Origin of the sequence: Sulfitobacter sabulilitoris, assembly GCF_005887615.1 — a bacterium.
Taxonomy (GTDB): domain Bacteria; phylum Pseudomonadota; class Alphaproteobacteria; order Rhodobacterales; family Rhodobacteraceae; genus Sulfitobacter_E; species Sulfitobacter_E sabulilitoris.
Map to the genome: position 1 here is coordinate 1 of NZ_VANS01000011.1, position 21,417 is coordinate 21,417.

The 21,417-nt window shown below is 61.7% G+C and carries 18 protein-coding genes and 1 tRNA gene; 2 read left to right on the top strand and 17 right to left on the bottom strand.

Translation table 11 applies throughout. The annotated features are described in order from the left end of the window. From FDT80_RS18465 to rpsL, 4 genes are all read right to left on the bottom strand, one after another. The coding region (locus tag FDT80_RS18465; protein ID WP_246039932.1) for a GTP-binding protein at positions 1 to 298 on the bottom strand (298 nt) is incomplete at its 3' end. 87 nt (positions 299 to 385) lie between these two features. Further along, positions 386 to 2,512, bottom strand: a complete 2,127-nt coding sequence (gene fusA / locus FDT80_RS18470; protein WP_138663813.1) for an elongation factor G — start codon at positions 2,510 to 2,512, stop codon at positions 386 to 388. A 72-nt stretch (positions 2,513 to 2,584) separates the two neighbouring features. Then, a complete protein-coding gene (rpsG, locus tag FDT80_RS18475) occupies positions 2,585 to 3,055 on the bottom strand; it encodes a 30S ribosomal protein S7 (RefSeq protein ID WP_138663814.1) in 471 nt (156 codons plus the stop codon). Between the two features lie 12 nt (positions 3,056 to 3,067). Beyond that, entirely contained in the window at positions 3,068 to 3,439 is a 372-nt protein-coding gene (gene rpsL, locus FDT80_RS18480; RefSeq protein ID WP_007118826.1) for a 30S ribosomal protein S12, read from the bottom strand. Between the two features lie 339 nt (positions 3,440 to 3,778). Here rpsL and FDT80_RS18485 point away from each other — a divergent pair, with 339 nt between their 5' ends. Beyond that, complete coding sequence (locus FDT80_RS18485) at positions 3,779 to 4,588, top strand: putative rhamnosyl transferase (protein WP_138663815.1); 810 nt, start codon at positions 3,779 to 3,781, stop codon at positions 4,586 to 4,588. Here the strand turns inward: FDT80_RS18485 and FDT80_RS18490 are convergent. The 12 genes from FDT80_RS18490 to FDT80_RS18545 form a co-directional block, all read right to left on the bottom strand. Further along, on the bottom strand, positions 4,585 to 5,466 hold the full coding sequence (locus FDT80_RS18490; protein WP_138663816.1) for a DMT family transporter: 882 nt from the start codon (positions 5,464 to 5,466) through the stop codon (positions 4,585 to 4,587). The genes FDT80_RS18485 and FDT80_RS18490 overlap by 4 nt on opposite strands. Before the next feature lie 2 nt (positions 5,467 to 5,468). Then, a complete protein-coding gene (locus tag FDT80_RS18495; RefSeq protein WP_138663817.1) occupies positions 5,469 to 6,275 on the bottom strand; it encodes a glycosyltransferase in 807 nt (268 codons plus the stop codon). 191 nt (positions 6,276 to 6,466) lie between these two features. After that, the gene (gene rpoC / locus FDT80_RS18500) at positions 6,467 to 10,714 is read right to left on the bottom strand and encodes a DNA-directed RNA polymerase subunit beta' (RefSeq protein ID WP_138663818.1); all 4,248 of its coding nucleotides are present in this window, start codon (positions 10,712 to 10,714) and stop codon (positions 6,467 to 6,469) included. A 94-nt stretch (positions 10,715 to 10,808) separates the two neighbouring features. Next, positions 10,809 to 14,945 (bottom strand): DNA-directed RNA polymerase subunit beta, encoded by a 4,137-nt coding sequence (rpoB, locus tag FDT80_RS18505; RefSeq protein ID WP_138663819.1) that lies wholly within the window; start codon positions 14,943 to 14,945, stop codon positions 10,809 to 10,811. Positions 14,946 to 15,196: 251 nt separating this feature from the next. Then, positions 15,197 to 15,568, bottom strand: coding sequence for a 50S ribosomal protein L7/L12 (gene rplL, locus FDT80_RS18510; protein ID WP_138663820.1), 372 nt, complete (start codon positions 15,566 to 15,568; stop codon positions 15,197 to 15,199). Positions 15,569 to 15,639: 71 nt separating this feature from the next. Next, a complete protein-coding gene (gene rplJ, locus FDT80_RS18515; protein WP_138663828.1) occupies positions 15,640 to 16,155 on the bottom strand; it encodes a 50S ribosomal protein L10 in 516 nt (171 codons plus the stop codon). A gap of 245 nt (positions 16,156 to 16,400) precedes the next feature. Continuing rightward, positions 16,401 to 17,099 carry a 50S ribosomal protein L1 gene (rplA, locus tag FDT80_RS18520; RefSeq protein WP_138663821.1) on the bottom strand — a complete coding sequence of 233 codons (699 nt, stop codon included), beginning with the start codon at positions 17,097 to 17,099 and terminating at the stop codon, positions 16,401 to 16,403. After that, positions 17,099 to 17,524: a 50S ribosomal protein L11 gene (gene rplK / locus FDT80_RS18525; RefSeq protein WP_138663822.1), complete on the bottom strand. Its 426-nt coding sequence runs from the start codon at positions 17,522 to 17,524 to the stop codon at positions 17,099 to 17,101. The genes rplA and rplK overlap by 1 nt, the downstream gene beginning before the upstream one ends. 128 nt (positions 17,525 to 17,652) lie before the next feature. Further along, the gene (nusG, locus tag FDT80_RS18530; RefSeq protein ID WP_138663823.1) at positions 17,653 to 18,186 is read right to left on the bottom strand and encodes a transcription termination/antitermination protein NusG; all 534 of its coding nucleotides are present in this window, start codon (positions 18,184 to 18,186) and stop codon (positions 17,653 to 17,655) included. 206 nt (positions 18,187 to 18,392) lie between these two features. After that, positions 18,393 to 18,590, bottom strand: a complete 198-nt coding sequence (secE, locus tag FDT80_RS18535) for a preprotein translocase subunit SecE (protein WP_138663824.1) — start codon at positions 18,588 to 18,590, stop codon at positions 18,393 to 18,395. A 104-nt stretch (positions 18,591 to 18,694) separates the two neighbouring features. Continuing rightward, on the bottom strand, positions 18,695 to 19,417 hold the full coding sequence (locus tag FDT80_RS18540; RefSeq protein WP_138663825.1) for a hypothetical protein: 723 nt from the start codon (positions 19,415 to 19,417) through the stop codon (positions 18,695 to 18,697). A gap of 136 nt (positions 19,418 to 19,553) precedes the next feature. Beyond that, positions 19,554 to 19,629, bottom strand: a tRNA-Trp gene (locus tag FDT80_RS18545). Between the two features lie 154 nt (positions 19,630 to 19,783). Here FDT80_RS18545 and FDT80_RS18550 point away from each other — a divergent pair. Then, a complete protein-coding gene (locus FDT80_RS18550; protein ID WP_138663826.1) occupies positions 19,784 to 20,281 on the top strand; it encodes a DUF892 family protein in 498 nt (165 codons plus the stop codon). Between the two features lie 197 nt (positions 20,282 to 20,478). Here the strand turns inward: FDT80_RS18550 and tuf are convergent. Beyond that, positions 20,479 to 21,417 (bottom strand): elongation factor Tu (gene tuf / locus FDT80_RS18555; protein WP_138663827.1); only part of this gene is annotated, 939 nt, incomplete at its 5' end.

Genomic DNA, 21,417 nt, shown 5'->3' on the forward strand with positions numbered 1-21,417 from the left:
CCAGGATCGCGCCGTCCATCTGCGCCGCACCGGTGATCATGTTCTTGACGTAGTCGGCGTGGCCGGGGCAGTCGACGTGCGCATAGTGACGCGCCTCGGTCTCGTACTCCACGTGCGCGGTCGAGATCGTGATCCCGCGGGCCTTCTCCTCGGGCGCGCCGTCGATCTGGTCATAGGCGCGGAAGTCGCCGAAATACTTGGTGATCGCCGCCGTCAGCGTCGTCTTGCCGTGGTCAACGTGACCGATCGTGCCGATGTTCACGTGCGGTTTATTGCGTTCAAACTTTGCCTTAGCCATGATGGCCTCCTTGATTTTTTGTTTGGATGGCGGACGTCAGCCCACCCTACGGATTGGGTAGGGCGGGGGCACACCCCGCCATCCCGATTATGCGAATTTCGCCTGGATCTCGTCCGAGATGTTCTGCGGAACAGGCTCGTAATGGTCGAACTGCATGGTGAAGTTCGCACGCCCCGACGACATTGACCGCAGGGTGTTGATGTAGCCGAACATGTTGGCCAGCGGCACGAACGCATCGATCGCGATCGCGTTGCCGCGGTTTTCCTGTCCGGTCACCTGACCGCGCCGCGATGTCAGATCGCCGATCACGTTCCCGGTGTATTCCTCGGGGCAGATCACTTCGACTTTCATCATCGGCTCGAGCAGCTTCGCGCCGGCCTTCTTCATGCCTTCGCGCATCCCCATGCGGGCCGCAATCTCGAACGCCAGAACGCTGGAGTCGACATCGTGGTACTTGCCTTCGATCAGCGCCACCTTGAAGTCGATGACCGGGAACCCCGCGAGCGGACCGCTGTCCATCACCGACTTGATCCCCTTTTCGACGCCCGGAATGTATTCCTTGGGCACCGAACCACCGACGACGCGGGATTCAAAGGAGTAACCTTCGCCCGGCTCGGTCGGCGTGATGATCATCTTCACCTCGGCGAACTGACCCGAACCACCCGACTGCTTCTTGTGGGTATAGACGATCTCGGCTTCGCGGCTGACGGTTTCACGGTAGGCAACCTGCGGCGCACCGATATTGGCCTCGACCTTGAATTCGCGCTTCAGGCGATCCACCAGAATGTCGAGGTGCAATTCGCCCATGCCTTTCATGATGGTCTGACCGCTCTCGATGTCGGTCTCGACGCGGAAAGACGGATCCTCGGCGGCCAGACGGGCCAGACCGGCGGACATCTTTTCCTGGTCGGCCTTGGTCTTGGGCTCGACCGCGATCTCGATCACCGGATCGGGGAAGGTCATCGTTTCCAGAACCACGGGATCGTTGACCGCGCAAAGCGTGTCACCCGTCGTGGTGTCCTTGAGACCCGCCAACGCGATGATGTCGCCCGCAAAGGCTTCCTCGATTTCCTCGCGGTTGATCGAGTGCATCATCATCATCCGGCCAACGCGCTCTTTCTTGCCCTTGGTCGAGTTCAGCAGCGTGTCGCCCTTCTTGAGCATACCCGAATAGATACGCGTGAAGGTCAGCGAGCCCACGAAGGGGTCGTTCATGATCTTGAACGCCAGACCCGAGAATGCCATGTTGTCGTCCGCGCGGCGCGGGATGTTGCGGATTTCCTCTTCGTCGCCGGGCTTGAAGCCCATGTAATCGACCACGTCCAGCGGGCTGGGCAGATAGTCGATGACGGCGTTGAGCAGGGGCTGAACACCCTTGTTCTTGAACGCGGAGCCGCAGAGCACGGGGATGAACTTGATCGCCAGCGTACCCTTGCGGATCAGTTTGCGCAGCGTGTCCACATCGGGCTCTGCGCCGTCCATCAGGTAGTTTTCCATGGCTTCGTCGTCCATCTCGACCGCGGTCTCGATGAGCGTGGCGCGCCATTCGTCGGCTTGCGCCTTGAGGCTGTCGCGGATCGGCTTCTTGACCCAGGACGCGCCCAGGTCTTCACCTTCCCAGACCCACTCTTCCATGGTGACCAGGTCGATCATGCCCTCAAGCTCGGTCTCGGCGCCGATCGGAATCTGGATCGGTGCGGGGGTTGCACCCGTGCGATCCTTGATCATCTTTACGCAGTTGAAGAAGTCGGCGCCGATCTTGTCCATCTTGTTGACGAACACGATGCGCGGCACCTTGTAGCGGTCGGCCTGACGCCAGACGGTTTCGGTCTGCGGCTCGACGCCGGCGTTGGCGTCCAGAACGGCAACCGCGCCATCAAGAACGGCCAGCGAACGTTCGACTTCGATGGTGAAGTCGACGTGACCGGGGGTGTCGATGATGTTCATCCGGTACTTCGTGTCGGAGGTGCCGTCGGATGTCGGCTCTTCCTGACGCTGCCAGAAGGTCGTGGTCGCAGCGGAGGTGATGGTGATGCCCCGCTCCTGCTCCTGCTCCATCCAGTCCATCGTGGCCGCACCATCGTGCACCTCGCCGATGTTGTGGGACTTGCCGGTGTAGAACAGGATGCGTTCGGAACACGTGGTTTTGCCGGCATCGATGTGGGCCATGATGCCGAAGTTGCGGTAGCGTTGGAGCGGATAGTCGCGGGCCATGGGGCTGCTTCCTCAGGTGTGTCTGCGTCAAAATCGTCAGGGGCCCCACGGCGGAGGCCCCGATCGTAAAATTTACCAGCGGTAGTGGCTGAATGCCTTGTTGGCATCCGCCATCTTGTGCGTATCTTCGCGCTTTTTCACCGCGGTGCCGCGGGACTGGACCGCGTCCATCAGTTCGCCTGCAAGGCGCTCTTCCATGGTGTTTTCATTGCGCGAACGGGCGGCCTTGATCAACCAGCGGATGGCCAGAGCCTGACGGCGCTCGGGGCGCACTTCGACCGGCACCTGGTATGTCGCACCACCGACGCGGCGCGAACGCACCTCGACGGAGGGCTGGATGTTGTCGAGCGCTTCGTGGAACACTTCGACGGGGGCGCGCTTGATCTTGGTCTCGACGCGCTCGAGGGCGTTATAGACGATCCGTTCTGCGACCGACTTCTTGCCGTCGATCATCAGGTTGTTCATGAATTTGGTCAGAACCAGATCACCATATTTGGCGTCCGGCAGGACTTCGCGTTTTTCGGCTGCGTGGCGACGGGACATTTCGTATTCCTCTTACTTCGGACGCTTCGCGCCGTACTTCGAACGGCGTTGTTTGCGGTCTTTGACGCCTTGCGTGTCAAGCACGCCGCGCAGAATGTGGTAGCGAACACCGGGAAGGTCTTTGACACGGCCGCCACGGATCAGAACCACGGAGTGCTCCTGAAGGTTGTGGCTCTCGCCCGGGATGTAGCTGATGACTTCGAAGCCATTGGTCAGACGGACCTTGGCCACCTTCCGCATCGCCGAGTTCGGCTTTTTCGGTGTGGTGGTATATACCCGTGTGCAGACGCCGCGCTTTTGCGGGCACTCTTGCAGGTGCATGGACTTCGAACGTTTGACTTTCGGCTGCCGCGGTTTGCGGATCAGCTGTTGGATGGTTGGCATTCCGGTTCTTTCCCCGTTTAGCTCACATATGTGGTGCACGAGGCAACCCGTGCGGTTTCAAATTCACCCACTTTACACGTCTGCAAAGCGAAAAGACCGCAACGTTCCCGTACCGAGGAAAACGACGCGGTGGGCTCTCAGAGGATCGGGTCAGCATTAGACCGGATCGTGACCACTTCAGTTCTGATTTCAGCTTATGGGGCGACCCCCAAGAGCGAGATAGCGGGCGTATAAAAGGAGTCGCACCCGGTGTCAACAGCCCCTCCCGACTTGTCATGGGGCGGCACCGCTGCGAATGTCATGCCTAGCACAGGCGCAAGCGCATCGAAAGGCACCCCCATGCAAGTGATTGGCATTTGCCGGTTTTCCTACCCGGGCATCGGCGGATTCCAGGTGGAGCATCCCACGTTGCGCGACCGGATGGAGTATCTTTACGCGCCGGACCGGATGGAAGAACGCTTTGCCACCTTCGAGACGCTGACCCTGCCGCCCCTGCGCGCACAGACCGACGGCGATTTCACCCTGCTGGTGGTGATCGGTGACAGCCTGCCCAAACCCTATCGCGACCGGTTGCGTGACGTGCTGGCCGATGTGCCGCAGGCGGTGATCCAGGCCCACCCCCCCAAACGGCACCGCGCCGTGATGCAAGAGGCGATCAACCGGGTGCGGAGCGACGGCGATGGCCCCTGCCTGCAGTTTCGCATGGACGATGATGACGCGGTCGCGCGTGTCTATGTTCAGCGCCTGCGCGAGGTCGCCGGCGACGTTGCCGGGCTGGCGCGGCGGCACCGGCACATCGCCATCGATTTCAACCAGGGCTACATCGCGCGCCCCGGCCCGAGGGGCCTTGAGGTGGCGGCGACCAACGCGCCCTACACGACCGCCGCGCTGGCGATCATGCTGCGTCCCGATGTTCCGCTGTCGGTGATGAACTTTGCCCATATGAAGGTGGCGCAGAACATGCCCACCGTGACGGTCACAGGCGAGGACATGCTGATCCGGGGACACAACGATTTCAACGATTCCCGTCAGAAAACGGGCGTCAAGCCGGTTAGGCTATCGCTGCTGGACGCCGGCGGCGAGGCGCATTTCAAAGCGACCTACAACATCGACGCCAATCACGTGCGCGCGGTATTTTCCAGACGCTAACGCGGCAGCACGGGCCGCCGGAACATCGCCCGTTCGCGGTACAGCGTGAACAGGCCCGTGACCACGATGATCCCCGCCCCGATCAGCGTCAGCGGTTGCGGCCAGTCGCCGAAGACCACCCACCCCAGCAAAAGCGCCCAGATCAGCCCGGTGTAGCGGAACGGCGCGGTAAAGGACACATCGCCCACCCGCATCGCCTGCACGCTGAAGAAATAGCCGCCCACGATGCACAGGGCGGATGCCGCCAGCAACCCGCCCAGGCCCGGCGTCAGTGGCACCCACGGCCCTCCCAGACTGGCCACCCCCGAACAGACGAACACCGCCACCGAGGCCGAAAGCGTCACCATCAGCGACGGCACCCCGCGCGACAACCGTCGGGTGGTCAGGTCGCGCGCCGTGACGCAGACCACAGCCAGCAACGCATAGACCGACCACAGCGTGAACCCGTCGGGCCCCGGCCGAACGATCAGCAGCATGCCGCAAAACCCGACCAGGATCGCCACCATCCGCCGCCAGCCCACGGCCTCGCTGAATACCAGCGCCGAACCCAGAGTGACCGTCAACGGCAGAACCTGCAAAATCGCGGTGATGTTGGCGAGCGGCATGTTCAACAGCGCGCTGACAAAGAAATAGGCCGCGCCCACCTCTGCCGCGCTGCGCAGGGCGATCAGCCCCCAATCGCGGCGGCCGATGTCGAATTGCAGCGCACCGCGCGCAGCCGCCAGCCACAGGATCAGCGCCGTGGCCAACAGCCCGCGCAGAAACAGCATCTGAAACAGCGGCAGCGTGCCGCCCGTCAGCTTGATGAACGTGTCGTTGAACGTGAACGCGGCCATCGAGGCCATCATCAATAGAGCACCGGCAAGGTTCGGGGACATGATCAAAGCGCCATCAGGTGATCGCGGTCGATCCCGAAGTGCCGCTTGAGCTGCTTGTCGATGGCCTTTGGGCGCATCTTGTGCGTCCGCCCCATTTGGGTCGGGCTGGACTTGTTGTCGCCGTGGATCGTGCGGATGAAAGCCGGCTCGGTGATGTCGGAATAGGTGTTGTAGTGCTGTGCCAACGCACGGTGGTTGTAGCGGTAGGGATTGCGCGGATAATCGACCGGGGCCAGCAGCGCCGTTCCGGTGGACAGCGGCGCGCGCTCGCAAGCATCGAAGACTTCATTCTCGCCCTCGGTGATGCGGACATAAAAGCCGCGGTTGAAGGCGATGACAGTCGGAACGTCCCCGGGATGCAGCCGGTGCAGCCCTGCCCCAAGTGCCCGCAGCCGCTTGATGTAGTTCAGGTCCACCGCGTCGTCGTCATCCAGTCGAAACATCAGCCGATGTGTCGCGCCGCCCGGATCGACGGACTCGTACCCCTGCTTGAGCAGTTGGTAATGCTTTTCCGTGCCCACCGGGCGCAGATGAATATGCGGCGCGGGTGCCAGCAGCGCGGCCAGCCTGTCGCGGTGTTCGCGCGGCAACCGGTCAGCCGTCAGGACCACCAGATCGAATTCCGGATCCGTCTGCGCCAGAAGCGACGGCAGCACCAGCCGCTCGAAGATATGGAATCGCAGCGCCATGCGCTCGGGTGAAAAGAGATGCGCGGCGATCTTGTCGAGGCTGTCGAACCGTTCGGAATAATACGTCGGCGTCAGCACCGAAAACCGCATCACGCCGATGGTCTTGATATGATCCGCCATGGTGTCGTCGTCCTACGCCGCTTTTGACGCACCAAACACCGAAGCTTGTGCAAAGGAAAGACGGGACTGAAAATAAGGCCGAACGCACAGGGCGGCACCGCCCGCCAACAGGCGCCCAGCAGCCGCATCGCAACGAAAAAGCCCCCGCCGGTGACCGACGGGGGCTTTTGACATTTCAAAGGCGTCGCGGCTTAATCGCGGCTTTCCTCGTCCGTGTTGATCACGGTGTCGAAGACGTCGCCGCCCACAACATCGTCTTCCTGCTGCGGGGCTGCCAGCGCGGCGGCGGCCTCGGCTTCCTCGCGGCGCGCCTCGATCACGACGTTGTCGCGCTCGGAGGCCACACGGCGCACCTTCATTGTGGCGCCGCCCGTACCGGCGGGGATCAGACGACCCACGATCACGTTCTCCTTGAGGCCCACAAGCTTGTCACGCTTGCCCTGCACCGACGCTTCGGTCAGCACGCGGGTGGTCTCCTGGAAGGACGCCGCAGAGATGAAGCTGCGGGTTTGCAGGCTCGCCTTGGTGATACCCAGAAGGATCGGCTCGCCCTGTGCGGGGCGCCCGCCCTTGGAAATCGCCTTTTCGCAGGCCGCGTCGAACTCCTGCTTGTCCACATGCTCGCCCTTGAGCAGCGTGGTATCGCCGCTGTCCTGGATTTCCCATTTCTGGAGCATCTGACGCACGATGACTTCGATGTGCTTGTCGTTGATCTTCACACCCTGCAGGCGATAGACGTCCTGCACCTCGTCGATCATGTAGTCGGCCAGCGCTTCGACACCCATGATGGCCAGGATGTCATGCGGCGCGGGATTGCCGTCCATGATGTAGTCGCCCTTCTGGACGAAGTCACCTTCCGCAACGGGAATGTGCTTGCCCTTGGGCACCATGTACTCGACCTTGTGATCCGGATCTTCCGAGGACTCGATCGCGATACGGCGCTTGTTCTTGTAGTCCTTGCCGTAACGCACATAACCGTCGATTTCCGCGATGATGGCGTGATCCTTGGGGCGACGCGCCTCAAAAAGCTCGGCCACACGCGGCAAACCGCCGGTGATGTCCTTGGTCTTGGCACCCTCGCGCGGGATCCGGGCAACCACATCGCCGGCCTGCACGTCCGCGCCTTCCTCGACGGACAGAACCGCATCCACGGACATCGGATAGGTCACCGGATTGCCCGCATCGTTGCGGACCGGCTCGCCGTCCTCGCCCACCAGAATGATCTCCGGCTTCAGCTCGTTGCCCTTGGGGGCCGCGCGCCAGTCGATCACGATCTTCTGGGTCATGCCGGTCGCATCGTCGGTCTCGTCCTTGATCGCGATCCCCGACACAAGGTCAACGAATTTCGCGGTGCCGGACTTCTCGGCAATGATCGGCAGCGTGTAGGGGTCCCATTCGAACAGCTTGTCGCCGCGCTTCACGCTTTGACCTTCGGTGACGAACAACTTGGTGCCGTAGCCCACCTTGTGGCTCGCGCGCTCGTCGCCGTTCTCGTCCTGGATGATCAGCTTCATGTTCCGACCCATCACCATGATCTCGCCCGAAGCGTTCTCAAGGGTCTGCGCGTTGTCGAAAACGACCTTGCCGGAATGGCTGGCCTCAAGGAACGACTGCTGGCCACCCTGGGCCACGCCGCCGATGTGGAAGGTCCGCATCGTCAGCTGTGTACCGGGCTCACCGATGGACTGCGCCGCGATGATACCGACCGCTTCGCCCTGGTTGACCAGCGTGCCGCGCGCCAGGTCACGACCATAGCACGTGGCGCAAACGCCCTCTTCGGCCTCGCAGGTCAGCGGGCTGCGGATACGGGCAGAGGCCACACCGGCCTCCTCCACAAGGTCCGACATCCGTTCGTCGATCAGCGACCCGGCGGCGATCAGGACCTCGTCGGTGCCGGGGCGCATGATGTCCTCGGCGACGACGCGGCCCAGGATACGCTCTGACAGCGACGACACGATCTCACCGTCGTTGACGGCAGCGACGGCGGTGATCGACGTGTCGGTCCCGCAATCGTGCATGCGCACGATGCAATCCTGCGCCACATCCACCAGACGACGCGTCAGATAGCCCGAGTTGGCCGTCTTGAGAGCCGTATCCGACAAGCCCTTGCGGGCGCCGTGGGTCGAGTTGAAGTATTCAAGAACGGTCAGACCTTCCTTGAAGTTCGAGATGATCGGCGTCTCGATGATGTCGCCGTTCGGCTTGGCCATCAGGCCGCGCATGCCGCCAAGCTGCTTCATCTGCGTGACCGAGCCACGCGCACCGGAGTGGGCCATCATGTAGACCGAGTTCGGCTCCATTTCCGCGCCGCTGTCGTCGCGCTTGCTGGCCGAAATCGCCCCCATCATCGCATCGGTGACCTTGTCGTTACACTTCGACCAGGCATCGACCACCTTGTTGTACTTTTCGCCCTGGGTGATCAGGCCGTCCATGTACTGCTGCTCGAAATCCTTGACCAGCTCGCGGGTGTCTTCGACGATCGGCCACTTGCTTTCCGGGATCAGCATGTCGTCCTTGCCGAACGAAATGCCGGCACGGAAGGCTTCGCGGAAGCCCATCGTCATGATCTGGTCGCAGAAGATGACCGACTCTTTCTGACCGCAATAGCGATAGACCGTGTCGATGATCTGCTGCACTTCCTTCTTGCGCAGCAGACGGTTGACCAGATCGAACGGCGCCTTGGCGTTCAGCGGCAAAAGCGCGCCCAGCCGCACGCGGCCCGGCGTTGTCTCGAACCGCTGCATGACCTCGTTGCCTGTCTCGTCGATCTGCTTGATCCGCGCGGTGATCTTGGTGTGCAGGTGCACGGCACCGGCGTCCAGCGCGTGCTGCACCTCGTCCACCGAGCCGAAGGTCATGCCTTCGCCCTTCATGCCCTCGCGCGCCAGCGTGGTGTAATAAAGGCCGAGGATCATATCCTGCGACGGCACGATGATCGGCGAGCCGTTGGCGGGCGACAGCACGTTGTTGGTCGACATCATCAGAACGCGCGCTTCCAACTGGGCCTCAAGGCTCAGGGGAACGTGCACGGCCATCTGGTCGCCGTCGAAGTCGGCGTTGAAAGCCGAGCAGACCAGCGGATGAAGCTGGATCGCCTTGCCTTCGATCAGCACGGGCTCGAACGCCTGAATGCCAAGACGGTGCAGCGTGGGCGCACGGTTCAGCATGACGGGGTGTTCGCGGATCACCTCGTCGAGGATATCCCAAACCTCGGGACGCTCCTTTTCGACCAGCTTCTTGGCCTGCTTCACGGTGCTGCTGAGGCCCTTGGCCTCCAGCCGCGAATAGATGAACGGCTTGAACAGTTCGAGTGCCATCTTTTTCGGCAGGCCGCATTGATGCAGTTTCAGCTCGGGGCCGGTCACAATGACCGAGCGGCCCGAGAAGTCGACCCGCTTGCCCAGAAGGTTCTGGCGGAAGCGGCCCTGCTTGCCCTTGAGCATGTCCGACAGCGATTTGAGCGGGCGCTTGTTGGCGCCCGTGATGACGCGGCCGCGACGGCCGTTGTCGAACAGCGCATCGACCGATTCCTGCAACATGCGCTTTTCGTTGCGCACGATGATGTCGGGCGCGCGCAGTTCGATCAGCCGCTTGAGGCGGTTGTTGCGGTTGATGACCCGACGATAGAGGTCGTTAAGATCGGACGTGGCGAAGCGGCCCCCGTCCAGCGGCACCAGAGGGCGCAGTTCCGGCGGGATCACCGGGATCACGGTCAGAACCATCCACTCCGGGCGGTTGCCGGATTCCAGGAAGCTTTCCACGACCTTCAGCCGCTTGATGATCTTCTTGGGTTTCAGCTCGCCAGTGGCTTCTTTCAGGTCGGCGCGCAGTTGGTCGGCTTCCGCCTCCAGATCGATGGCCGCCAGCATTTCGCGGATCGCCTCGGCGCCGATATTGGCGGTGAATGCGTCCATGCCGTAGGCATCCTGCGCATCCATGAACTCTTCCTCGGTCATCATCTGACCATAGGTAAGATCCGTCAGACCGGGCTCGATCACGACATAGTTCTCGAAATACAGGACCCGCTCAAGATCGCGCAGCGTCATGTCCAGCATCAGGCCGATGCGCGACGGCAACGACTTGAGGAACCAGATATGCGCGACGGGCGACGCCAGTTCGATGTGGCCCATCCGCTCGCGGCGGACCTTTTGCAGCGTGACTTCGACGCCGCATTTCTCGCAGACGACGCCGCGATATTTCATCCGCTTGTACTTGCCGCACAGGCATTCGTAGTCCTTGATCGGACCAAAGATGCGGGCGCAGAACAGGCCGTCCCGTTCAGGCTTGAACGTTCGGTAGTTGATGGTCTCGGGCTTCTTGATCTCGCCGAAAGACCACGAGAGGATCCGCTCGGGCGAGGCCAGAGAGACCTTGATCTCGTCGAATGTCTTGACCGGTGCAACGGGGTTGAACGGGTTGTTTGTCAGTTCCTGGTTCATTTTCAAATCCTTGAATTGGCGCGATTGGGGGTGGGACGGGCCCGTCTTCCGATCAGAAAACGGGCCGGATTTCTCGAAAAATCCGGCTACGCCGTCACTCATCCTCCTCCGCATCCAGGAGTTCCATGTTCAGGCCAAGGCCGCGAACTTCTTTCACCAGAACATTAAAGCTCTCGGGAACGCCCGCTTCGAAATTGTCCTCGCCCTTGACGATGCTTTCATAGACTTTCGTCCGTCCGGCCACGTCGTCCGATTTCACGGTCAGCATTTCCTGCAGGGTATAGGCGGCGCCGTACGCCTCAAGCGCCCAGACCTCCATCTCACCAAAGCGCTGGCCACCGAACTGCGCCTTACCGCCCAGCGGCTGCTGGGTCACAAGGCTGTAGGGCCCCGTGGAACGCGCGTGGATCTTGTCGTCCACCAGGTGGTGCAGCTTCAGCAGGTACTTCACGCCGACGGTCACGGGGCGCGCGAATTGCTCGCCCGTGCGGCCATCGAACAGAACCGACTGACCGGACGTGTCGAACCCGGCCCGCTTGAGGCTGTCGTTCACATCCGCTTCCTTGGCGCCGTCAAAGACCGGCGTCGCGATCGGCACACCGCGAACCACGTTGCTGGCCGCATCGACAAGCGTCTCCTCGTCCATGCTCGCGATGCCCTCGTCATAGACATCGTCGCCATAGGCGTGGTGCATCGCGTCGCGAACAGGTGTCAAATCGCCCGAGCGCTTGTACTCCTGAAGCGCCTCGTCAATGTTGATGCCCAGACCGCGCGCGGCCCAGCCCATGTGCGTCTCGAGGATCTGGCCGACGTTCATACGCGACGGCACGCCCAGCGGGTTGAGGCAGAAATCGACCGGCGTGCCATCCGCGAGGAACGGCATGTCCTCCATCGGGACCACCTTGGAAATCACACCCTTGTTGCCGTGACGGCCGGCCATCTTGTCGCCCGGCTGCAGCTTGCGCTTCACCGCCACGAACACCTTGACCATCTTCATCACGCCCGGGGGCAGATCGTCGCCACGGCGCACCTTCTCGACCTTGTCCTCGAACCGCGCGTCCAGCGCCCGCTTCTGGATCTCGTACTGCTCGTTCAGAGCCTCGACGATCTGTGCATCCGCCTCGTCCTTGAGCGCGAGTTGCCACCACTGGCCACGGCTCAGCGTGCCCATCAGCTCCTCGGTGATTTCGGAGTTCGGCTTGACGCCCTTGGGGCCTTTGACAGCCACCTTGCCAAGGATCATCGACTTGAGACGCGCATAGATGTTGCGATCCAGGATCGCCATCTCGTCGTCGCGGTCACGCGCCAGACGCTCGACTTCCTCACGCTCGATCTGCAGCGCGCGTTCGTCCTTCTCGACGCCGTGGCGGTTGAACACGCGCACTTCGACAACGGTGCCGAAATCGCCTGGCTTCACCCGCAGCGACGTATCGCGCACGTCCGAGGCTTTCTCGCCGAAGATGGCGCGCAGCAGCTTTTCTTCCGGCGTCATCGGGCTCTCGCCCTTGGGGGTGATCTTGCCCACCAGAATGTCGCCCGGCTCCACGTCCGCACCGATATAGACGATACCCGCCTCGTCGAGGTTGCGCAGGGCTTCCTCGCCGACGTTGGGAATGTCGCGCGTGATCTCTTCCGGCCCAAGCTTCGTGTCACGGGCGGCGACTTCGAATTCCTCGATGTGGATCGAGGTAAAGACGTCGTCACGCGCGATGCGCTCGGAAATCAGGATGCTGTCTTCGTAGTTGTACCCGTTCCACGGCATGAAGGCGACAACCACGTTCTTGCCCAAGGCCAATTCGCCCATGTCGGTCGAGGGACCGTCCGCGACGACCTGCCCCTTGGACACGGTGTCACCCACCTTGACCAGCGGACGCTGGTTGATGCAGGTGTTCTGGTTGGAGCGCTGGAACTTGCGCATGCGGTAGATGTCCACGCCCGCGTCGCCCAGCTCAAGGTCCTCGGTTGCCCGGATCACGATGCGGCTGGCATCGACCTGGTCGATGACGCCCGCACGCTTGGCCATGATGGCCGCACCCGAATCCCGTGCAACGACCTCTTCGATGCCGGTGCCGACCAGCGGCGCTTCGGCCTGCAACAGCGGCACGGCCTGACGTTGCATGTTGGAGCCCATGAGAGCCCGGTTCGCGTCGTCGTTTTCAAGGAACGGAATGAGCGAGGCCGCGACAGACACCAACTGCTTGGGCGACACGTCGATCAGGTCGACCGTCTCGTTCGGCGCCAGCGTGTAATCGCCCGATTTGCGGGTCGACACCAGGTCGTTCACAAAGCGCATGTTCTCGTCGAGGTTGGCGTTCGCCTGCGCCACGGTGTGACGCATTTCCTCAGTGGCGGACATATAGTGCACTTCGTCCGTCACCTGGCCCTTGTCCACGACGCGGTACGGCGTCTCGATGAAGCCGTATTTGTTCACACGTGCAAAGGTGGCCAGCGAGTTGATCAGGCCGATGTTCGGGCCTTCGGGCGTTTCGATCGGGCACATCCGGCCATAGTGCGTCGGGTGCACGTCGCGCACCTCGAAGCCCGCGCGTTCACGCGTCAAGCCACCCGGCCCAAGCGCCGACAGACGACGCTTGTGCGTCACTTCCGACAGCGGGTTCGTCTGGTCCATGAACTGCGACAACTGACTGGAGCCGAAGAATTCCCGGACCGCCGCGGCCGCCGGTTTGGCGTTGATCAGGTCTTGCGGCATGACCGTGTCGATCTCGACCGACGACATCCGCTCCTTGATCGCGCGCTCCATGCGCAAAAGGCCGACGCGGTACTGGTTCTCCATCAATTCGCCGACCGACCGCACGCGGCGGTTGCCCAGGTGGTCGATGTCATCGATGTCCCCGCGCCCGTCGCGCAGATCCACCAGCGCCTTGATGCAGGCCACGATGTCTTCACGGCGCAGCGTGCGCACCGTGTCTTCGGCATCGAGGGCCAGGCGCATGTTCATCTTGACCCGGCCCACGGCGGACAGGTCGTAGCGCTCGCTGTCGAAGAACAGCGTGTCGAACAGGTTGCTGGCCGCTTCGACGGTGGGCGGCTCGCCGGGGCGCATGACGCGATAGATGTCCATGAGCGCGGTTTCGCGGTTCATGTTCTTGTCGTTCGCCATCGTGTTGCGCATGTAGGGGCCGACATTGACGTTGTCGATGTCCAGAAGCGGGATGTCGGTCACACCGGCGTCGACCAACTCCTTGGCGGTGCCGCCGACCAGCGTTCCGTCCTTGTCGTATTCCAGCGTCAGCTCATCGCCCGCCTCGACATAGATCGCGCCGGTATCCTCGTTGATGATGTCGCGTGCCGCGAACTTGCCCGTGATATGTTCGAACGGCAGCAGCAGTTCGCTCACCTTGCCTTCGTCGATCAACTGCTTGACGGCGCGCGGCGTGACTTTCTTGCCCTTCTCGAACAGGACTTCGCCGGTTTTCGCATCGACCAGGTCATAGGTCGGGCGGGTGCCGCGCACACGGTCGGGGAAGAACGGGGCGACCCAGCCTTTGTTCTTTTTCAGCTTGTAGGTGATGGTGTTGTAGTAGGCGTCCATGATCGCCTCCTGGTCCAGCCCGAGAGCATAGAGCAGGGTCGTCACCGGCAATTTGCGGCGACGGTCGATCCGGCAGAACACGATATCCTTGGCGTCGAACTCGAAATCGAGCCAGCTGCCCCGGTAGGGGATGATGCGGCAGGCGAACAGCAGTTTACCCGAAGAGTGCGTCTTGCCCTTGTCGTGGTCAAAGAACACGCCCGGGGAGCGGTGCATCTGGGAGACGATCACACGCTCGGTGCCGTTGACGACAAATGTACCGTTGGGGGTCATCAAGGGCATGTCGCCCATGAACACGTCCTGTTCCTTGATGTCCTTGACGGATTTCGCGCCGGTGTCCTCGTCCACGTCGAACACGATCAGACGCAGCGTCACCTTGAGCGGCGCGCTGTAGGTCATGTCGCGCTGCTGACACTCCTCAACGTCGTACTTCGGCTTTTCCAACTCGTACTTGACGTATTCAAGCACGCTGGTTTCATTGAAATCCTTGATCGGAAAGACAGATTGGAACACGCCTGTGATGCCCTCGCCGTCCGTGGGGACGTCGGCATCGCCGGAGTTCAAGAACAGGTCGTAGGAGGATTTCTGAACCTCGATCAGGTTCGGCATCTCCAGCACTTCGCGGATTTTGCCATAATATTTACGAAGACGTTTTTGGCCAAGATAGGATTGCGCCATGTCAGGTGTCACCTTTCAGAGTTCTCACCGGTCGAGGCTACCGTCGGGCCACGGCACCTCGCCCATACGAGACGATACGTTTCGGTCTATTCATGGCCTCCGTCCCACCGGAAGCCTCCCGACCACTGAAGCGCATCTTAGAAAGGGCTCTGTGGGCCAAAGCCCTTTCTAAGACAGGCTAGGCCGGACCCGGGATACCCCGGATCCAGCCTTTGCTTTCGTTGGTACGCCGCGGGGACGCACCTGACCAATCAGGCCAGTTCGACCTCGGCGCCAGCTGCTTCCAGCTTGCCTTTGATCTCTTCGGCTTCGTCTTTCGACACGCCTTCCTTGATCTTGCCACCGGCTTCGACCAGGTCCTTGGCTTCTTTCAGGCCCAGGCCTGTGATGCCGCGAACTTCCTTGATCACGTTGATCTTGGACGCGCCGGCGTTCTTCAGAACGACGTCGAATTCGGTCTTCTCTTCCTCTGCGGCGCCTGCATCGGCAGGGCCGGCCATCATCACTGCGCCGCCGGCGGCGGGCTCGATGCCGTACTCATCCTTGAGGATTGTCTTCAGTTCTTGTGCTTCAAGCAGGGTCAGACCAACGATCTCTTCTGCCAGTTTTTTCAGATCAGCCATGTTTAGCTCTTTCCGTTACGATATGTGTGTTCCAACGCGCCGGTTCAACCGGACGCCAGCTTGACGTTGCTTTACGCAGCCGCCTTGTCCTCGATCGTGGACAAGATGGATGCGATGTTACTTGCAGGAGCGCCAATGGCCCCGGCGATGTTCGATGCGGGTGCGCCCAGCATGCCGGCGATCGTCGCGATAAGTTCGTCGCGCGACGGCATTTTGGACACGGCTTCGACACCGGCCTGGTCCAGAGCGTTCTCACCCATTGCACCACCGAGAATCTCAAACTTGGGATTCTCCTTGGCGTATTCCTGGGCCACCTTGGCTGCTGCCACGGGGTCTTCGGAAAAGGTCAGAACGGTCATACCCGTAAGAAGGTCGGCGATGCTTGCACATGGCTTACCCTCAAGGGCGATTTTGGCGAGCCTGTTTTTGGCAACACGCACAGATCCACCCGCGTCGCGTGCACGCGCGCGCAGATCCTGCATTTCAGCAACTGTCAGACCGACGTAGTGGCTAACCACGACGACGCCAGAGCTTTCAAAGATCTGGCCGAGTTCGTCGACCAGCTGTTCTTTTTGTGCTCTATCCACAGTTTCACTCCAAATTTGGAAGGCTTGCGCCCTCCGGCTCAGTTTGATCCCGGACATTCATCCAGAACCGTTCGGGTCCATTCAGGGACCCGATCCAAAACCGCCCGAAGGCTGGAAATGTCTCGGTTCCCATCTCAGGAAGGAATTATTCGGGCAGATGCCTGAACCCTCCGTCTCGGACAGACGCGAAGGCCGATCTTGGTGGCCTTGCGTATCTGGCGGGGACAAACCCCGCCAAATCTGGTTTATTCGGTGACGGCGTTATCGACCGATACCGACACGCCCGGCCCCATGGTGGAGCTCAGCGCGATCTTTTTCATGTACGTGCCCTTCGACCCGGTCGGCTTGGCCTTGGCCACGGCCGACACGAACGCCCGGATGTTCTCGACCAACTTGGCTTCATCGAAGCTCAGCTTGCCGACGCCCGCATGCACCACACCGGCCTTCTCGGCCTTGAACTGCACTTCACCACCCTTGGCGGCCTTTACGGCGGCTTCGACGTCCATCGTCACCGTGCCGACCTTGGGGTTCGGCATCAGGTTGCGCGGGCCCAGAACCTTGCCCAGACGACCGACGATCGGCATCATGTCAGGCGTTGCGATGCAGCGATCGAACTCGATCTTGCCGCTTTGCACGGTTTCCATCAGATCCTCGGCTCCGACGATGTCGGCACCGGCCTTCTCGGCCTCCTCGGCCTTGGCGCCGCGGGCGAACACGGCGACCCGCACTGTCTTGCCAGTGCCGTTGGGCAAACCGACAACACCGCGAACCATCTGGTCCGCATGACGCGGGTCAACGCCCAGGTTCATCGCGATCTCGATGGTCTCGTCGAACTTGACGTTCGAATTCGCCTTGATCAGGGAAACCGCTTCTTCGACCGACAGGTTCTCCTTGCCGGCAAAAGCTTCACGGGCTGCAGTCGTTCTTTTACCATTCTTGGCCATTACTTCACCTCGATGCCCATCGACCGGGCAGAGCCCAGGATGATCTTCATTGCGCCTTCGATGTCGGTCGCGTTCAGATCCCGCATTTTCGCTTCGGCGATTTCACGCACCTGCGCCACGGAAACGGAGCCGACGGTCTCGCGGCTGGGCGTCTTGGCACCGCTCTGCACCTTGGCCGCCTTCTTGAGGTAATAAGACGCGGGCGGCGTCTTGATTTCCATCGTGAAGGATTTGTCCTGATAGTAGGTGATCACGGTCGGGCACGGCGCACCGGGCTCCATGTCTGCGGTCTTGGCGTTGAACGCCTTGCAGAATTCCATGATGTTGATGCCGCGCTGGCCCAACGCCGGACCCACGGGCGGGGACGGGTTGGCCTGACCGGCCTTCACTTGCAGCTTCATGCTGCCGATACGTTTCTTGGCCATTGGCCTTCTCCTTTGTCCAACACCTTCGGGGCGCGCCCCTCAGGCCTTTTGTTGCTGTGGTCCGGTCCGGGCGCCGCGGCTCCCTCGCCTCCCACATCCACCGCAAGCCAGGCTCGCGGCGATCCGGCTCAGATCTGTTTGTTGACCTGAGTGAATTCCAGTTCGACCGGGGTTTCCCGGCCAAAGATCGACACCGACACCTTGAGGCGCTGGTTCTCTTCGTCCACTTCCTCGATCATGCCATCGAAATCCTCGAACGGGCCATCGGCGACCTTGACCTTTTCGCCGATCTCGAAGTGGATCAGCGTCCGCGGGGCTTCCTCGCCCTCCTGAACGCGGCCAAGGATGGCCTGCACTTCGGCATCGCGCATCGGCATCGGGCGCCCCTGCGGCCCAAGGAAGCCGGTCACACGGTTGATCGAGTTGATCAGGTGATAGCCCTGATCCGACATCTCCATGTGCACCAGCACATAGCCGGGCATGAAACGCCGCTCGGTCGTGACCTTCTTGCCGCGCCGCACCTCGATGACCTCTTCCGTGGGAACAAGGACCTCGTCGATCTGATCCTCTAGCCCCTGCTCAGCGACCGAGGTGCGGATCTGCTCTGCGATCTTCTTCTCGAAGTTCGACAAGACGCTTACCGAATACCACCGTTTTGCCATCTGAACTTAAGTCCCTGTCTTGTGATGCAGGCCAGCCCGCACCAAAATCTGTATGCATGTCAGGTGGTTACCCACCAAATCTGAACAAAAAATCGGCGCGCAACTCGAATCGCCGCACGCCCTTCATTCAGGTCAGGTGTGCGGGATACTCCGCATACCGTTATCTTTCAAGGGGGGTAGGCCCGAATTCGCCCAACCGGCGCGTGTTAGCCGAACATTCCCAAAACGGCCTGCAATCCACCGCGGATCACGATATCGACAAGCGCAAAGAACACCGCCGTCAGCGCCGCAAGGATGAACACCATCACCGTGGTCAACAACACTTCGCGCCGCGTCGGCCAAACGACCTTGGCCACTTCGGCGCGCACCTGCTGAATGAACTGAAGCGGATTTGTGGTGGCCATGTGATACGTCCTAGACTGCTGTGGAGCGGGAAACGCTCGTGCAGGCGGATGTAACGGGCCGATGGGCCGATTTCAAGACTGCAATTTCGCCGATGCCGCCGCTGTCAGGATTCGCGCAACTGCTCCAGCCGCGCGTCCATGGCTTCGGTGTGGCGGCGGTCGGCTTCGGCCATGCCGTGAAAATCCGGCAGATAGAGACCGTCCACCCAACCTTCTGGAAAGCGGTCAAGCACCGCATCCCACCGCATTGCAAACCGGTCCAGTCGTCGCCGCACCCGTGCGGCCCGGTCCGGCGCACGGCGCGCGAACCACTGAAACCCGCTCAGAACTCGCCCCCAGAAACCGTCGTATCCAAGGATAAGGTATGAACCGGCCAGAGCCATCAGCGTCAAGGCGAACAGCCCGACCACCAGCCAGGGCCGCAGCAGCACGCAGATTGCGACAAGCGACCAAACCACCTGGCGACGGCTTGGCCTGAAGTCGCGCACCCGATAAAGCATCCTGGCGCTTGCGCTGAGCGCCCGCGACCGGACGCCCGTCGAAATGTCCGTCTTGCGTTGTTTTGGTGCTTTTCGCACTGACCGCCGCTGCTTTTGAACCGGCGCGGGCTCAGGATCGGCAAGGGCAGGCAATGCATCCGCCTTGCGCCGCCGCTTGGGATGCGCGGTGGCGGCCCGGCTGGGCACATTCTGCGGCGTCGGCTGCTCCGCCGCCGTGTCCTGCTCCATCATCTTGCGGATTGTGGCCAATGTTTCGGGGTCGGCCAGGGGGCCTTGCATGTCGTCGTCGGACGATCCACCCGCATCGGCATTCTTGGTCTGCATCATACCGTCCATGTCCTTATCCACGGTATCTTGCGCCGGGTTTGCGGCACGGACTTGGACAGATGATGGAAAAAGCAAGGCATCGTCGGGAGGCAAACCGGGCACGGTGCCCGCATGGATGGATATTTTCAGGAGAAATTGGCAGGGGCTGAGGGACTCGAACCCACGACCCTCGGTTTTGGAGACCGATGCTCTACCAACTGAGCTAAACCCCTATGCCGGGTGTCGGCGTAGTCGGAAATGCGGGCGGGTTCAAGAGGGGATCGCACGCCGCCTTGCAAAAACGCCGCACCCCGCCGTCGGAACAAATGGCCCTGGGCATCCGTTGTGCCACCAACGCAACCAAGACATATGCGAAGGAGACACACGATGACAGTCAACACACTGCAAGACGTCTACAAGAGCCAACTTCAAGACTTGCATAGCGCCTGCACGCAGTCGCTCGAGGTGACCACCGAACTTGGCCGCGCCGCCTCGAGCCAAGAGCTGAGCGAGGCGCTGATTGCCGGGGCAAACGGCATAGCCGACGGCATCGAGGCGCTCAAAACAATCTGTGCCGCGCATGACATCGACCCCACGGGCGAGCATTGCAGAGGCATGGAGGGCTTGGTGAAGGAGGCGCGGGCCCACGCTATGCAGGCCGATTTCGGCGACGACGACGTCCGGGACGCGGTGATCATCACGCAGTATCAGCGCATGGTGCATTACGCCCTCGCCGGGTACGGTTCGCTTTTGGCCTTTGCCAACCGGTTGGAACTGACGGATGACGCCGCATCGCTGCAAAAGCAGTTGGACGAAACCTATGACGGCGACCGCCACATGACGCACATCGCGACAGCAGGTGGCATCAACAAGGCCGCAGCCTGAGGGTCGAGCGGTTCGACGGAGAAACACGCTCCCCGCGTCGGTTCTGAATTGCCGACGTTACACGATCAGAGGCCCCGGCGACACATCCGCCGGGGCCTTTTTTCGTGGTGGCATGCGGAACGCAAAAGGCCGCCCCTGTGTGGAGCGGCCTTCTTTGTGTCAACCATGATGGGTGCAAGCACCCGTTCCAAGGCGGATTACTCGGTGATCTTCGACACCACGCCGGCACCGACCGTGCGGCCGCCTTCGCGGATCGCAAAGCGCAGGCCCTGCTCCATCGCGATCGGCGCGATCAGCTCGACGCCAAAGCTCACGTTGTCGCCCGGCATCACCATCTCGGTGCCCTCGGCCAGCTGAACCGTGCCGGTCACGTCCGTCGTGCGGAAGTAGAACTGCGGACGGTAGTTGGCGAAGAACGGCGTGTGACGGCCACCCTCTTCCTTGGTCAGGATATACGCCTCGGCCTCGAACTTGGTGTGCGGCTTCACCGAGCCGGGCTTGCAGAGAACCTGCCCACGCTCGACGCCTTCACGGTCGATACCGCGCAGCAGCGCGCCGATGTTGTCGCCCGCCTCGCCGCGATCCAGCAGCTTGCGGAACATTTCCACGCCCGTGCAGGTCGTCTTCTTGGTGTCGCGGATGCCGACGATCTCGATCTCATCGCCCACGTTGATCACGCCACGCTCGACGCGCCCGGTCACAACCGTACCACGGCCGGAGATCGAGAACACGTCCTCGACCGGCATCAGGAAGGGCTGGTCGATCGCACGCGCAGGCGTCGGGATGAACTCGTCCACGGCCGCCATCAGCTTGCGGATGCTCTCTTCGCCGATCTCGGGGTCACGGCCTTCCATCGCCGCCAGCGCCGAGCCGGGGATCACGGGAATGTCGTCGCCGGGATACTCGTAGGAGCTCAGCAACTCGCGGATCTCCATCTCCACCAGCTCCAGCAGCTCTTCGTCGTCAACCTGGTCGACCTTGTTCATGTAGACGACCATCGTGGGGATACCCACCTGGCGGCCCAGCAGGATGTGCTCGCGCGTCTGCGGCATCGGGCCGTCGGCGGCGTTCACCACCAGGATCGCGCCGTCCATCTGCGCCGCACCGGTGATCATGTTCTTGACGTAGTCGGCGTG

Coding starts and splice junctions, on each gene's coding strand:
- FDT80_RS18540 (WP_138663825.1), bottom strand. CDS start 19,417: ATGATGCAGACCAAGAATGCCGATGCGGGTGGATCGTCCGACGACGAC.
- rpsG (WP_138663814.1), bottom strand. CDS start 3,055: ATGTCCCGTCGCCACGCAGCCGAAAAACGCGAAGTCCTGCCGGACGCC.
- FDT80_RS18495 (WP_138663817.1), bottom strand. CDS start 6,275: ATGGCGGATCATATCAAGACCATCGGCGTGATGCGGTTTTCGGTGCTG.
- nusG (WP_138663823.1), bottom strand. CDS start 18,186: ATGGCAAAACGGTGGTATTCGGTAAGCGTCTTGTCGAACTTCGAGAAG.
- rpoB (WP_138663819.1), bottom strand. CDS start 14,945: ATGGCGCAATCCTATCTTGGCCAAAAACGTCTTCGTAAATATTATGGC.
- FDT80_RS18485 (WP_138663815.1), top strand. CDS start 3,779: ATGCAAGTGATTGGCATTTGCCGGTTTTCCTACCCGGGCATCGGCGGA.
- FDT80_RS18550 (WP_138663826.1), top strand. CDS start 19,784: ATGACAGTCAACACACTGCAAGACGTCTACAAGAGCCAACTTCAAGAC.
- rpsL (WP_007118826.1), bottom strand. CDS start 3,439: ATGCCAACCATCCAACAGCTGATCCGCAAACCGCGGCAGCCGAAAGTC.
- rplA (WP_138663821.1), bottom strand. CDS start 17,099: ATGGCCAAGAATGGTAAAAGAACGACTGCAGCCCGTGAAGCTTTTGCC.
- rpoC (WP_138663818.1), bottom strand. CDS start 10,714: ATGAACCAGGAACTGACAAACAACCCGTTCAACCCCGTTGCACCGGTC.
- secE (WP_138663824.1), bottom strand. CDS start 18,590: ATGGCCACCACAAATCCGCTTCAGTTCATTCAGCAGGTGCGCGCCGAA.
- FDT80_RS18490 (WP_138663816.1), bottom strand. CDS start 5,466: ATGTCCCCGAACCTTGCCGGTGCTCTATTGATGATGGCCTCGATGGCC.
- rplK (WP_138663822.1), bottom strand. CDS start 17,524: ATGGCCAAGAAACGTATCGGCAGCATGAAGCTGCAAGTGAAGGCCGGT.
- fusA (WP_138663813.1), bottom strand. CDS start 2,512: ATGGCCCGCGACTATCCGCTCCAACGCTACCGCAACTTCGGCATCATG.
- rplL (WP_138663820.1), bottom strand. CDS start 15,568: ATGGCTGATCTGAAAAAACTGGCAGAAGAGATCGTTGGTCTGACCCTG.